The 13349-nt window shown below is 50.8% G+C and carries 13 protein-coding genes; 10 read left to right on the plus strand and 3 right to left on the minus strand.

What is annotated here, in order from left to right; translation table 11 throughout:
• Window positions 1-26: 26 nt before the first annotated feature.
• Window positions 27-1544 (plus strand): MDR family MFS transporter, encoded by a 1518-nt coding sequence (locus PaeBR_RS02605; protein ID WP_410513364.1) that lies wholly within the window; start codon window positions 27-29, stop codon window positions 1542-1544.
• Window positions 1545-1633: 89 nt separating this feature from the next.
• On the opposite strand, the gene PaeBR_RS02610 is transcribed toward PaeBR_RS02605, so the two are convergent.
• Entirely contained in the window at window positions 1634-2101 is a 468-nt protein-coding gene (locus PaeBR_RS02610) for a MarR family winged helix-turn-helix transcriptional regulator (RefSeq protein ID WP_410513365.1), read from the minus strand.
• A gap of 350 nt (window positions 2102-2451) precedes the next feature.
• Here PaeBR_RS02610 and PaeBR_RS02615 point away from each other — a divergent pair, with 350 nt between their 5' ends.
• The 4 genes from PaeBR_RS02615 (at window position 2452) to PaeBR_RS02630 (ending at window position 5631) form a co-directional block, all read left to right on the plus strand.
• Window positions 2452-2640 carry a hypothetical protein gene (locus PaeBR_RS02615; RefSeq protein ID WP_410513366.1) on the plus strand — a complete coding sequence of 63 codons (189 nt, stop codon included), beginning with the start codon at window positions 2452-2454 and terminating at the stop codon, window positions 2638-2640.
• Between the two features lie 117 nt (window positions 2641-2757).
• Window positions 2758-3579, plus strand: coding sequence for a DUF2785 domain-containing protein (locus PaeBR_RS02620; protein ID WP_410513367.1), 822 nt, complete (start codon window positions 2758-2760; stop codon window positions 3577-3579).
• Between the two features lie 46 nt (window positions 3580-3625).
• Window positions 3626-4381, plus strand: a complete 756-nt coding sequence (locus tag PaeBR_RS02625; protein ID WP_410513368.1) for an ATP-binding cassette domain-containing protein — start codon at window positions 3626-3628, stop codon at window positions 4379-4381.
• Window positions 4378-5631, plus strand: a complete 1254-nt coding sequence (locus PaeBR_RS02630; protein WP_410513369.1) for an ABC transporter permease — start codon at window positions 4378-4380, stop codon at window positions 5629-5631. The genes PaeBR_RS02625 and PaeBR_RS02630 overlap by 4 nt, the downstream gene beginning before the upstream one ends.
• A gap of 112 nt (window positions 5632-5743) precedes the next feature.
• On the opposite strand, the gene PaeBR_RS02635 is transcribed toward PaeBR_RS02630, so the two are convergent.
• Window positions 5744-7009 (minus strand): NAD(P)/FAD-dependent oxidoreductase, encoded by a 1266-nt coding sequence (locus tag PaeBR_RS02635; protein WP_410513370.1) that lies wholly within the window; start codon window positions 7007-7009, stop codon window positions 5744-5746.
• Between the two features lie 179 nt (window positions 7010-7188).
• On the opposite strand from PaeBR_RS02635, the gene PaeBR_RS02640 reads away from it, so the two are divergent.
• The 3 genes from PaeBR_RS02640 to nadE all read left to right on the plus strand — a co-directional run bounded on the left by PaeBR_RS02640 (window position 7189) and on the right by nadE (window position 10348).
• Entirely contained in the window at window positions 7189-8910 is a 1722-nt protein-coding gene (locus PaeBR_RS02640) for a two-component system sensor histidine kinase NtrB (protein WP_410513371.1), read from the plus strand.
• Between the two features lie 108 nt (window positions 8911-9018).
• The gene (locus PaeBR_RS02645; protein WP_410513372.1) at window positions 9019-9453 is read left to right on the plus strand and encodes a BrxA/BrxB family bacilliredoxin; all 435 of its coding nucleotides are present in this window, start codon (window positions 9019-9021) and stop codon (window positions 9451-9453) included.
• An 85-nt stretch (window positions 9454-9538) separates the two neighbouring features.
• Window positions 9539-10348 (plus strand): ammonia-dependent NAD(+) synthetase, encoded by an 810-nt coding sequence (gene nadE / locus PaeBR_RS02650; protein ID WP_410513373.1) that lies wholly within the window; start codon window positions 9539-9541, stop codon window positions 10346-10348.
• 131 nt (window positions 10349-10479) lie between these two features.
• Here nadE and PaeBR_RS02655 read toward each other — a convergent pair whose 3' ends face one another.
• Window positions 10480-11301: an alpha/beta hydrolase family protein gene (locus tag PaeBR_RS02655; RefSeq protein WP_410513374.1), complete on the minus strand. Its 822-nt coding sequence runs from the start codon at window positions 11299-11301 to the stop codon at window positions 10480-10482.
• Window positions 11302-11502: 201 nt separating this feature from the next.
• Here PaeBR_RS02655 and acpS point away from each other — a divergent pair, with 201 nt between their 5' ends.
• On the plus strand, window positions 11503-11904 hold the full coding sequence (gene acpS / locus PaeBR_RS02660; RefSeq protein WP_410513375.1) for a holo-ACP synthase: 402 nt from the start codon (window positions 11503-11505) through the stop codon (window positions 11902-11904).
• 61 nt (window positions 11905-11965) lie between these two features.
• Complete coding sequence (gene mutY / locus PaeBR_RS02665; protein ID WP_410513376.1) at window positions 11966-13234, plus strand: A/G-specific adenine glycosylase; 1269 nt, start codon at window positions 11966-11968, stop codon at window positions 13232-13234.
• Window positions 13235-13349: the final 115 nt, after the last annotated feature.

A 13349-nucleotide genomic window follows, 5' to 3' on the forward strand; every position in this document is an offset into this window, starting at 1 on the left:
AATCGTATGAGAGAGGATTTGTAGCATTGAAGTCACCTGGGGGAACAGAACGCAAGCTTATTTTGATTGGGGTGCTGTTGGCTACCTTTTTGGCCGCTATTGAAGGAACGGTTACGGGTCCTGCTGGTCCGGCGATCGTGGGTGATTTTCAGGGGATGCAGTGGCTTAGCTGGATTTTCACAGCTTATTTGCTGGCGATGGCTGTTACGACGCCCATTTTCGGCAAAATCAGTGACCTCTTTGGGCGCAAGCCCGTATTTATCGGCGGTGTTGTGGTGTTTTTGCTGGGATCATTGCTGTGCGGCCTTTCGCAGAGTATGGAGCAGCTGATTATTTTTCGCATAGTTCAAGGGCTTGGTGCAGGTGCGCTGATTCCAATGACGTTTACAATTATCGGTGATATTTACAGTATTAAAGAGCGGGCCAAGACTCAGGGGCTGTTAAGCTCCGTCTGGGGGATTTCTTCACTGGTGGGGCCGCTTCTGGGCGGTTATGTGGTGGATTATCTAAGCTGGCGTTGGGTGTTCGTATTTAATGTTCCGTTTGGTCTCCTGTCCATTGTATTCATTGCCCGCTTCCTGAAGGAAGAAAAGGTGCGCCGCAAAACTAAAATAGATGTCGCAGGAGTGCTGTTCTTCGCTGCAGGCATGGGGGCGCTACTCTTTGGACTGACTACAGGGGGACAGAATCTGCCTTGGACATCCCCGCTGCTGTTGGCTATCCTGGCTGCTGCAGTGCTGCTGCTGGCAGTGTTTCTGCTGGTGGAGCTTCGGGCACCGGAACCCATGCTGCCGCTTGGATTGTTCTCTATCCGTAACATTGCCGTTTCTACAGGTTCCAACCTGCTTGTAAGCACATTAATTATCGGACTCTCTACATATGTTCCCTTGTGGGTACAAGGGGTATCGGGTAAAAGTGCTGCGCTTTCCGGATTGCTTCTTGCACCTATGTCTGTGGGCTGGATGTTCGGCTCGATGGCGGGCGGTCGTATGATTCTGCGATCAGGCTCCCGTAGAACAGCTATGCTCGGTCTGGCTATGATATCCACCGGGGCCGTTGGCCTTGTTTTTATGTCAGCGGGTTCTTCACAGCTTTTTCTGCTTTTGCTTATGTTCATCTGCGGAATTGGCTTCGGATATGCTTCCACAGTATTTACCATTATAGCCCAGTCCTCTGTGGGTCATGAGCTACGCGGTGCATCCACGGCACTGAATACGTTCACACGATCCTTGGGACAGACCATCGGGGTCGCCATATTTGGCTCATGGCTGAATTTTAATATTGATAGATTGCTGACGAATCAGCCTGAGTCCGGAGTGAGAGGTGAAGATATCAATAAGCTCCTGAGCCCGCAGGCTGGAAGCAGTCTCCAGGGGAATGTAGGGGAAAGCTTGCGCAGGTCACTGGAGGGTGGACTGCATTCACTCTTTATCATGATGGCGGTCATTGCGGTGTTGTCACTGCTGATCTCCTGGGGACTGCGCAGTAGTGTGCCTTCTTCGGAGGAACAGGGAAAACTTGCTCTGGAAAGGGTTAACAATTAAAAAACAAACAAGGCTGTCCCCGACCATTCAATGGTTAAGGGATAGCCTTTTCATAAGGTGGTACTATTTGGCAGTTTGGAACGTTAATCTTATTTGCGGGGCAGAGGAGAGAGCTTCTCGGCTTGCAGGCCCATCTTTTTCAGCAAAATAATCATCTGCTCCTTCTCGTCATCGCTTAGTCCGCTAAAGGCAAGGTGAATGCGCTCCGAGTATTTCGGATACATCTCGTTCATCAGGCGTTCGCCTTCTACGGTTAACTCCGCGAATATCACGCGGCGGTCAGTCGGGCAAGGCTTGCGCTGCAAATATCCGCGTTCCTCCAGCTTGTCGATTACATACGTAACGTTACCGCTCTGAAGCAGCAGCTTGGCGCCAATCTGTTGAATGGGTTGAGGTCCTTTATAATAAAGAACTTCCATAACGGCGAAAGCCGTAGGGTTGAAACCTTCGATCTTGCTGCCGGTAACGGCATGCTCGTTGATGCTCTTGAAGGACTTGGCAAACACCCGGTACAAATGCAGTGTTAATTGAGTATCGCGTTCATAGGATTGTATCATGCTTCTCCACCCTTTATCTTTAATCGTGTGAACTCGTCGCACGGTTTGGAATCCAATGTCTGAAATGAAAGGGTCACCTGTGCGGCGAACCTATTATAGCTTTACAATACGTCAAACAATGGGAGAAGAACATGTGATTTGTCACAATGAGCAACTTTTAATTATTAAAAATCAAACAATATTTTATGGTGATAAAATAAAGTCCTTCTTCTCCTGCTCCTTCCCTGTACCGAAGAAAAGTTCAGCCTCTGGCAGAGGCGCTGATTACGCCTCCGGACCGATGAAGGGGGACTCCGTCTATTTTAATATGATTCTAAGAGATGTCGATGAGACAGGGGAGTGACCGGGAGATGGACGGAAATCAAAAACACGTGGCAAAAGAGGGGAAGCTGACAACCAACAGGCCTTTTGTACTTCTGATAACAGCGCAGCTCATATCTAATGTAGGGGATTGGCTCCATCTGCTTGCGCTGCTGACGATGGTCGGTTTGGCGGCTGCGAAGAGTCAGGAAGCAATTGCGGAGGTATCGTACATATAACGCAGACTTTTTTGAACAGACTTTCCCTGAATGGGAGGGTCTGTTACCGTTTTATATACAATAGACTCCAAGAGTTAATTATTCGTATAATGAATAATAAAAGAAAGCGGGTATCCCATGCAGTTAAAGGAAGAATTGGTCAATCTAAAAAGAAGAGATTACGCTGTCTCTGAAGACTATGATTATATGCGGACAGCAGTAAAAATGCTGGAGAATATAGGCACAGTAGATGATGAATTGCGGGACGAGTTGATATACTTCACCTTTTCACACTGGATATTACAGGACTGTTTTTCAGGAAGTGAGCTTCGGCAACTGTTAAACTGGGTGTGTGATGACAGGCATATGTTTTATAAGATAGGGGAAAGCCACACCGATTCAGTGTTTACGCGTTCTTTCTCTGTGCTGCTGATTCCATTACTATTACTGGCCGATGAAGCTCGACCTTATCTGACCCCGGTGGAAGTTAACGGGATTAAGGATAGTCTTATCCGCTTCCTCCGCTTTGAAAGGGATTATCGGGGCTATATGGAAGGCAAGGGCTGGGCCCATTCCATAGCTCACGCTGCCGATGCTGTGGGAGAAATTTCCAAGAGGAATCTCGCTCAGGATGATTTGATCGCATTGCTGGAGGCTATCCGTGGAGCTGTGTGCATTAAAGATAGGGTGTATACCAACATGGAAGATGATAGACTGACAACAGCAGTCATAATGATTTTGGAACATGAGGAACTTGATCCCGTATTAATCAGCAACTGGCTGAACAGCTTCACCCTTTGGGAGAAGTCAGAGCAATCGTATAAGAAGCATAAGATCATCTCCAACGTCAAAAACTTCCTTGCGGCGCTCTACTTCCGGCTGTCCACAAAAGGATCTCTTCCCGAACTGGCCCAGGCTGTAAAGCAGGTACGGCAGGAGATCATGAAACCTTATACATAGATCAAGCTAAGTCAGGCACCAATTGATATTTAGGAGATGGAGCAGTATGGAAGAGACAGAAGCAGGGCGGGAGCCGGAGACTGCGGAGATTATGGAGAATGGAGACATTGTACTCGACGTATCCATTGAGGAAGCAGGTTATGAAGCGGGTGATCCGCGCATAGCCAATATCTCGTTTCAGGTGCGGCGCGGACAGCTGCTGGGACTGATCGGACCCAATGGCGCAGGCAAAAGTACGACGATCAAGACGCTCCTCGGTCTTCTGAAGCACGCCAAGGCAAAGGTTACGCTGGGTGGTTCCAATAAATCATATGCCTATGTGCCGGAGCAACCGGTATTCTATGAGGATCTGACGCTGTGGGAGCATCTGGATTTGGCGGGTGCCGCTTACGGGCTGGAATATAAGCAATTTGAGGAAACGGCGGAGCGGCTCCTGAAGCAGTTCGGCATGGAACCTGTGCGCAATGATCTTCCGGCGGGGTTCTCCAAGGGGATGAAGCAAAAAATGATGCTGATGCTCGGATTTCTGGTACAGCCGGACATCTACATTGTGGACGAGCCCTTTATCGGACTGGATCCCCGGGCCACCAAGGATTTCCTGCGGCTGCTTGAGGCGGAGCGGCAGCGTGGGGCAGGCGTATTGATGTCGACACATGTACTGGATACCGCTGAGAAAATATGTGATCATTTCGTGCTTATCTCCGGGGGCAAGGTTGCCGCTTCCGGAACTTTGGAGGGCATCCGCGCTTATGCCGGATTGCCGGAGGCGTCGCTGTTTGACTGCTTCGACGAGTTGACATGAGTAAGCGGGCATCATTTGCATTTCCTACATCCGCACGGCTGTTCGGCCGTAGATTGATCTCCCATTGGCGGGAGCAATCCGCCATTATCCGCACCGCGGCAGACTGGACGGTTCTTCTCTATGTCATTATCCCCGGGGGACTTTTCGGAGGCCGGTTATATTACGGGTTCTGGAACGAGGCACTTCCTTCATGGAGCACGTTTTTACCGTTTATGGTCATCCCCTTATTGCTGGTCATTCTACTAAGCACAGGGGGAATGCTGCTGCTCCTCCAGGAAGGAGATCTGCTGTTTCTCAGGCAGCGGCAGAGCTGGATCAAGACGATTATGCTGCGGGGAATTGTGTATAGTCTCGCGGTGACAACGCTCAAGATTACTGCGGCCTTTGTGCTTCTGCTGCCCTTCCTGATCCGGGGCTACGGATTGACTGCGGAGGCGGCCCTGGCACTGCTGTTTCTGACCATAGCCTGCAGCTGGTGCATTAAGCTGCTTGGACATATCGTAAGGGTGCAGCGCCAGAGCTGGCGCCGCTGGCTGTGGCAAATTCCGGCCATAGCACTGCCCTGCGGGATTTATTTTAGAGTAGTTCTGTTCTGGAGTACTTACCCGGTGCTTCTATGGATTACCGGAGTTCTGTTTGCGGGGGCTGCATTATTTGCCATTCAGTACAGATTACGCATGCGTGGAACCTTCATGAATGATGTTCGTGAAGACTACAAGCAACGGATGAAGATTGCCGGATTATTGCTGCGTGGTGTCCTTGATAAGCCGCGGCCGACACGCTATAAGCCGTGGATATTCCGTAAATCGGAGCCGCTGTTGTCCTCCAAGCTCCCGGAGAGCAGGCTGTCAGCCGCTGCAATCAAAGCGCTCGTGCGCAATCCTGCGCATTTGAAGCTGTATCTGCAGTTTACCGGCGTGGCTGCTGTAGCGATCTTCATTGTTCCTCCACTGCTGAAGTGGCTGGTTTTTGTTGTATTGACCTCCCTAATGGCCTACTGGCTGTTTTCCTTCTGGTCCTTGTTTATTGGGGATGATTACATCGGGATATTGCCATTTACCAAGGAGCAAAAAGCTGAAGCGGGCTCCCGAGCAGTACCCATCCTGCTGATCCCTTTTGCGGTGATCTGTTCGGCAGTGGTGTGCTTTTCAATATATGCCTGGTGGGGGCTGATCCTCTTTATTCCCCTCGGCGCCGCAGCCGGCTTTATGATATCCAGGGTATTCGGCACGTTTCGTCTAGAACGATAACAGGTGATAGGACAGACGTGGAAATACGAAGCAGAACAAAAGTATCCATAAAAAAAGAGCGTACAGGGGTATTTGAACTGTACGCTCTTTTTAATTCAACATGCATTCATTATCAGCTGTGAAATTCCGCCGCATGCTTGCCTGCCGTGTATCCTGTTGAAAAAGCGGCAGTGATGTTATAACCGCCTGTGTAGCCGTGAATATCAAGAACCTCTCCGCAGAAGAATAGGCCTGGCATCAATTTCGATTCCATAGTGCCCGGATTTATTTCCTTCAGGTTCACGCCTCCACCGGTTACAAAGGCTTCCGCGAGGGAACGGGTGCCATGAACGGTAATCGGCATCCGCTTTAATATGGCGGCCAATGCTATAATGCCTTGCTTGGGCAGATGATGTCCTGTAATATCTCCGTCCAGCCCGGCCATAGTCAGCAGCAGCGGAATCAATCTCTCCGGCAGCAGTCCCTTCAGGGCGTTGCGGATGGCTTTCTTCGGCTCCGTCTCCAGCTTGTCCTGCAGCTGGAACTCCACCTCCTGTGGCTTAAGGGCCGGCATCAAGTCGAGGGACATTTCGACCGCCTCATTGCCGGACTTGCGCTGAACCTGGCGCAGAAACTGGCTGCATCGCAGCGCAATCGGACCGGACAGCCCGAAATGAGTGAAGATCATATCCCCGCGATGGGCGATTACCTTCTTGCCTTTGGGATTCCATACGGCGAGGGTAACGTCGCGCAGGGATAGTCCCTGCAGCTCTCCGGACTTGATCCACAGTTCCCGCGAAATAATTGGCACCTCTGTCGGATACAGCTCCGTGATGGTATGGCCTGCCATTTCAGCCCAAGGGTACCCGTCGCCTGTAGAGCCGGTTTGTGGAACAGACTTCCCTCCAGTGGCGATAATTACCGCAGAAGCTGCCAGCTTCTTGCCTGAGGTTAGTTGAATGCCTTCCACCGTACCCTCTTTGTATAGAATCTCTTTTACAGGACTGTCCGTCAGTATCTGCACCCCAAGGCCACGGACTTTGCCGATTAATGCGGATACCACGCTGGATGCTTTATCGGAAACGGGAAACATTCGCCCATTATCTTCTTCTTTTAGCGCGATGCCAAGACCCTCGAAAAAGGCGATAATATCCCGATTGTCAAAATGATCAAAGGCGCTGAACAGAAAACGGCCGTTCCCCGGGATATGGGAAATCAGCTCCGGGGTATCTTTGACGTTCGTCACGTTGCATCGCCCCCCGCCAGAGATCCCCAGCTTACGTCCCAGCTTGGACCCTTTATCCACCAGCAGAACCGACGCTCCATGCTCTGCTGCGGCCACGCTGGCCATCAATCCGGAAGGGCCGCCGCCAATGACGATTACATCGTAATTGCTCATTATATTACTCCTTTGCATATTAAGGGGACTAAATATTCCCCGTTGTTCTTGTAACGGCATCATACCATTCTGCACCGGACGTAACCAGCCCTGCAATCATGACATGTTAATTCCGTTTGTCATCCAGCAGCTTGTGTGCTTTAATCAAAGCATATTAGGTAATTTGTCGAACCCGGAGTGTGATTTCTATTTTTGAGGCGGTTAAGGATATTTTATTGCAAATATCGGCTGCAAGCAGCTTTGTGTTCTTGTTTCAATGGAGATTGGAACAAAGCCAATGGACTCGAAGAGACGGTAAATTGCCGGATGATCAGACCGTTCTGATTCTGGGTTGTGCACTAAGTATGTTGTTCTGTTCTATTTTGTCCACAGCCTTATTTGGAGTAACCTATTTGAATTTAGCTATTTTGCCAACTATTATTGGAGTGCTGTATGGAAACAAACGGTCAGGGGTAATCCTTGCCGCATTATTTTTACAATGCATTATTCTGTTCTCACAGCCCTCAGGGGTCAGTACTATGCTGCTGAATTCGGGAATAATTGTCTATCCGCTGCTGTTCGGCCTGGCTTCCCGCTTCAAAAAGGGAACGGTTATCGAGAAGATGTGTATGCTCTGGATGGTGCTTTTGCCATATCTGTTCTTTATCGCTCTTGTTCCGATATTGGAAGGCCATGATTTATATGAAAATCAAACCGGAAAAGCGCTGATAATAACCGTTTATCTATTCTCGACTATTGCTTTGGGCGGGATACTCATCTATTCCATAGAGATGGCCTGGAGTAAGCTTCACCTCAAGATGCAGATGGAAGGGATATCACTGAAGTTCCAGTGGGAGTCGGATAAGCTCCAGCAAATCGCAAATGTAGTGCCGCTAAGCATATTATCGCTGGATGAGAGCGGTATCATTACTGGTCTTAACGATTCCATGGTGGACTTGTTGCGGAGACATGATCCCCAGATTACCAAAGGCGATATATTGGAGCGGCCGATCAGTCATTATCTGAATAAATTTGCGGATCAGCAGTTCGTTCAGCAGTTATGGGACTGCGTACGCTCCAAAAAGCGCAGACTCGTCAAAATATCCTATGATTCACGCAGCTACCACATTTTTACGGCACCTCTGCTGCAAGGAAGTCCAGGGCTGCTCCGGGGCATGGTGCTGGTTGTTCAGGATACAACGGAAGAGGAAAAAATGCGCATAGAACTGGACAATGTGGAACGATTAACACTGGTGGGGCAGATGGCAGCGGGCATTACGCATGAGATTCGGAATCCAATGGCGGTTGTGCGCGGATTCCTGCAGCTAATGAGAGAAAAAAGCAGCAGCGATCTTCATTCCTATTACCAGATTGTTATGGAAGAACTGGACCGTGCCAACAGTATTATCAACGATTTCCTGTCACTAGCCCAAAGCAGGATTTCATTCAAAGAAAAGGTTTTATTACACGATATTATAGAGGATCTAAGTCCGCTGCTCTGGGCTGACGCCAATCTTCGCGGTCAAAGTATTGAGTTGAAGCTGGATCCGTCACTGCCTCTGCTCCAGCTTAATGTCAGGGAAATGAAACAGCTAATCCTTAATCTGGGGCGTAACGGGATGGAAGCGATGGGCTCCAAGGGAGTACTGACACTGGAAACGCGAAGTACATTGGAAAGAGTGGAATTGATTGTAAGCGATACCGGAAGCGGCATTTCGGACATTCAAAAAGAGAATTTATTCGTGCCTTTCTTCACAACAAAAAGCCAGGGGACAGGCCTGGGGCTTTCACTTTGTCTCAGTATCGTCGAGCGGCATAATGGCAGCATCACGGTCCAATCGCAGGAGGGAATGGGCACGGAGTTCACGGTTTCATTTCCTTGCGGTCTGGAAGAGGCTCCAGCGCTCGCTATTGCCGAATGAGTGGAGGGGACCCGCTACTCTTGCTTTCACAGTGTATGGATGTATAATAAAGTTAGTTAATGCTGCTTTTAAGTAATCTTACAATAGAGTGAAGGAGAGTGCAGGAAAATGTCCATGTCTTTTAATCAATACATGAGAGATTCAATTCAACCTATGCGTGATGATTTGACAAGCATCGGCTTTCAGGAGCTGAAGACTCCGGAAGAGGTAGAGGCCGCTCTCCCGACTGCTAAGGGAACGGCGCTGGTTGTAGTTAATTCCGTTTGTGGTTGTGCTGCCGGGCAGTGCCGGCCGGGTGTAGCCCAGGCGTTGCAAAATGAAATTACACCGGATCACCTGTTTACCGTGTTTGCGGGCCAGGAGAAAGAAGCCACGGCCAAAGCGCGTGAATATTTCGCTCCCTATCCGCCGTCTTCGCCTTCCATCGCCCTTATGAAGGATGGAGAGCTGGTTCACTTCATCGAGCGCCATGGGGTTGAAGATCGTTCGGCTGCTGAAATTGCTGCTGAGCTGAAGGAAGTATTCAATCGTTTGTGCCAATAATGTCAGGTCATTCAATCCCGCAGCATTCGGTCATCCGGGTGTTGCGGGATTTTTTACAAAAATACCGGGAAGCGGGGTGTGGTTTGTGAGTTTGCAGGAAGAAATTATTGCTGCCTTAGGCGTGAAGCCAACCATTGACGTCCAGGCAGAGGTACAGAAAAGGGTCGACTTTCTTAAATCTTACGTGCTGCAGGCAGGGGCAAAGGGTCTGCTTATTGCGATCAGCGGCGGTGTGGACAGTGCGGTGGCTGCGGGTCTGTGCAAACGGGCAACGGACGAGCTGTCGGAGCAGGAAGGCAAGGAGTATATTACGCTGGGCGTATTCCAGCCCTATGGTGTGCAGGAAGATATCGAGCATAGCTATTCCGTAGCCAAAGCTTTTGAATTGACGCACACGGTAGAGACCAATATCGAGGAAGCTGTGAATGAAATCGCGCTTGAGGTAGAGCATGGCCTTAAAACCTTGGGTCAACACCGTCATATGACGCACCAAGGAAAAGGGAATGTGAAAGCGAGAACCCGTATGGTTATGCAGTACGCGCTCTCTTTTGAGAATAATCTGCTCGTTGTAGGAACAGATCACGCTTCTGAAGCCATAACCGGGTTTTACACCAAATGGGGCGACGGTGCCGTTGATATTACGCCTTTAACCTCCCTTAACAAGCGCCAAGTGCGCCAATTGGCGGCTTACCTCGGAGTACCGGATGAGATCGTTGTCAAAGCACCGACAGCAGGCCTATGGCCCGGACAAACGGATGAGACGGAGCTCGGCATCACTTATGATGATAACAGCGACTATCTGGAAGGTAAGCAGATTAGCCCGGAGGTAGCAGAGAAGCTGGAGACCTATTACCGGAGAACGGCACACAAGCGCAACTCGATTCCCGGAATCTAAAACTTCTGAACTGAAATACGGTTTTTTTGAAAAGACCGCCGTGATCCCTCTGCGAATGAACGCAGAGTATCACGGCGGTCTTGTTCAAATATAGTGAATATAATAGGCAGTTTATAGTAAATCGGGGTAAGCTAGTGCGAAGGGAGCGTCCGGTCAATAAAGTCCCCGGTCTCGGCAATGGCCTGCTCCAGCTGCGATGTTGTACCGGCAAAAGGATGAACGGTACCGAAGGTGTGATTGCCGCCGGGAATTTGAACCCAGTCGATATCCGGTCTGATCGATATTAACTGCTCTGATCCCAACCGCAGACGGGCGCCGTCCTGACTTCCTTGAATGAGGATTGCAGGAAAAGTTGAATGTTCCATTCGTTTAAGCAGGTTATAACGCTCCTGCTGCTGCTCCAGATCCTCCAGAATGATGGCATCCAGCGGCATTTGCTGACCGGTGCGGCCATTAAGAACATACGCGCGGCCTTTGTCCTTCATGTCCTTTTTTTGTTCATCTGTGAACAGGTCCAGATTAGTCACCCCGTTCCAGGAGATGACACCGGATATCTCTCCGGGATGATCAAGCGCGTAGAGGAGACAGTCTCCGGCCCCCCGGCTATGGCCCAGCAGAAACAACGGCAGGCCTCCGAACTTGGGATGCTGGCTCAGATAGGAGAGCAGTACTTCCATATCCTTTAGCTCCCGTTGATACGTATTGCGGGCAAATTTCTCCAGCTCGGTGAAGGCTTCGGGGTCCTCGCCGATTCCGGCATGAGAGAAGTTGAAAGTTATAACCTCATGCTCCATGCTAAGGGAGGAGGCGGCGTAAGGGAACATTCCCCAGTCCTTGAAGCCCTTGTAGCCGTGTGCAATGACGATAAGGCTCTTGGCCGGGGTTTGGGCGGGGAAGTGCGAGCAGCGCAGCACGGCATCCGCTCCGGCGGGGATTTTAAAATTGCGGTTCATCTAATGTTCCCCTCTCTTATATGGACTTGCTTTAACTGATAAATTATTCATGACTCATTATGGAATTTGAGCGGGATAGACTTCCGCTGCGTTTTCTTTTAAGATAGCAGAAAGTATCTTGCAAGACTATAACTATTATGTTGTTATTGTACCATTTTTCCATGCAGTAAAGGGATAAACGTCCTTAAGGAGTGTGAAGGCTTGATTTACGGAATTGGGCATGATGTGCTGGAAATTGAACGGATATCCGCTTTGATGGAGGGACGGCTTAAGGATAAGTTCATGGAGCGTATCCTGACTGTTCGGGAGATACAGCTTGGTAAGTGCCGGGACCGGAAGCTGACGGAGTTTGTGGCAGGCCGGTTTTCGGCAAAGGAAGCGATTGTTAAGGCTCTGGGCTGCGGGATTGGCAGGACGCTGGGATTCACGGACATTGAGATTTTACCGAATGGGCTGGGGAAGCCTAAGGTGCAGATATCCGCCGGTGCCTGGTCCAGATTGAAGCTGCCGGATGGGCATAGCTATAAGATTCATCTTACGATAACGCATGAACGGCGTCTGGCTTCCGCATTTGCCGTAGTGGAGCAGCAGCCGGAATGCTAGAGAAGCAGGTCTTGGGAAGAAAAGGCGAAGCAACAAGATGGAAGGGCAAAGGGAGAGAATTATGACACAGCATGAGCAAGAGCAGCAAGAGCAGCAAGAGCGGAAAGAGTCCAAGTGGTTTTTCAGCCGTTATTTGCTGGAATGGTACCATGGGCAGAAGCGTGATTTGCCTTGGCGCCGTCACCGCAATCCTTATTATATCTGGGTCTCGGAAATTATGCTCCAGCAGACGAGGGTAGATACCGTTATTCCGTATTTTCACCGTTTTATTGAACGGTTCCCCACGGTGGAGGCACTGGCGGATGCTCCGGAAGAAGATGTGCTGAAGTGTTGGGAAGGCCTGGGCTATTATTCCCGGGCCCGCAACTTACAGCATGCGGCCAGGCAGGTGAAGGAACAGTACGGGGGGAACGTTCCCGATGACCGGGAGGCGGTGTTCGCTCTTAAGGGAGTGGGCCCTTATACTGCTGGGGCCATTCTCAGCATTGCCTTTAACCGGCCTGAGCCTGCAGTGGATGGCAATGTGATGCGGGTGCTGTCGCGATATTTCCTTATTGAAGACGATATCGCCAAGGGTCCCACCCGCGTGAAAATGGAGCGCCTGGCGGCCGAGCTGATCCCCGAGGGAGAGGCTTCGCATTTCAATCAGGCGCTGATGGAGCTCGGGGCGCTCGTCTGCACCCCGAAATCGCCGCGCTGTCTTACCTGCCCGGTGATGGAGCATTGCGCCGGGCGGCTTGCGGGCTGCGAGACCTCGCTGCCCGTCAAGACCAAGGCCAAGCCGCCGCGCCCGGAGGAGCGGCTGGCGGCCCTGATTGAGGGCCGCGGTGCCCACGCGGGCCGGGTGCTCGTGCGGCAGCGGCCATCCAGCGGGCTACTCGCCCGCATGTGGGAGCTGCCGCATTGGCCGGCGCCGCCTGCGGAAGGCGCCGCGCCGGGCGCGCGGCTGCCGGAGGCCGCGGCGCTGGACCGGCTGCGCCGGTCCCTGGTGAAGGCCGGGATCTCTGCCCGGCCTTCAGGGCACTGGATGGCTGCGGAGCATACATTCAGCCATATTGTTTGGACCCTGCAGGTATACCGCTGCAGGGAGGAAGAGGGTCTTCTGCTGCCGCTGGCGGCAGAAGGCCGGGCGGCGTACCAAGCGTCCCTTCAGTTACCCGAGGGTAACGGTACGCCTATTGAAGCCTTCGCAGACGGGAATGAGAGTCCCGAAGACATGGGCGCCATGCGTTGGATTAACCGGGAGGACATGGCCAACTATGCCTTTCCGAACGTTTTTCTGAAGCTGCTGAACCGATACTTCGATGAGCAGGATGGGAGTATTCAGTAATGATATATCGGACCTATAAGTCTGGTGTGAATACTCTTCAAATCAATATAATTGCAAAAAATGCAGTTATATCCGGTGTTTTTTCCCAACTCAGACGTATAGATGTATTTCGTAC

Source organism: Paenibacillus sp. BR2-3, assembly GCF_046529485.1.
Classification (GTDB): Bacteria; Bacillota; Bacilli; order Paenibacillales; family Paenibacillaceae; genus Paenibacillus_AQ.

Bases quoted from the DNA above. Each gene is read 5' to 3' on its own strand.
- PaeBR_RS02610 (WP_410513365.1), bottom strand. From the start codon at position 2,101: ATGATACAATCCTATGAACGCGATACTCAATTAACACTGCATTTGTAC.
- PaeBR_RS02615 (WP_410513366.1), top strand. From the start codon at position 2,452: ATGGACGGAAATCAAAAACACGTGGCAAAAGAGGGGAAGCTGACAACC.
- PaeBR_RS02620 (WP_410513367.1), top strand. From the start codon at position 2,758: ATGCAGTTAAAGGAAGAATTGGTCAATCTAAAAAGAAGAGATTACGCT.
- PaeBR_RS02625 (WP_410513368.1), top strand. From the start codon at position 3,626: ATGGAAGAGACAGAAGCAGGGCGGGAGCCGGAGACTGCGGAGATTATG.
- PaeBR_RS02630 (WP_410513369.1), top strand. From the start codon at position 4,378: ATGAGTAAGCGGGCATCATTTGCATTTCCTACATCCGCACGGCTGTTC.
- PaeBR_RS02635 (WP_410513370.1), bottom strand. From the start codon at position 7,009: ATGAGCAATTACGATGTAATCGTCATTGGCGGCGGCCCTTCCGGATTG.
- PaeBR_RS02645 (WP_410513372.1), top strand. From the start codon at position 9,019: ATGTCCATGTCTTTTAATCAATACATGAGAGATTCAATTCAACCTATG.
- PaeBR_RS02655 (WP_410513374.1), bottom strand. From the start codon at position 11,301: ATGAACCGCAATTTTAAAATCCCCGCCGGAGCGGATGCCGTGCTGCGC.
- mutY (WP_410513376.1), top strand. From the start codon at position 11,966: ATGACACAGCATGAGCAAGAGCAGCAAGAGCAGCAAGAGCGGAAAGAG.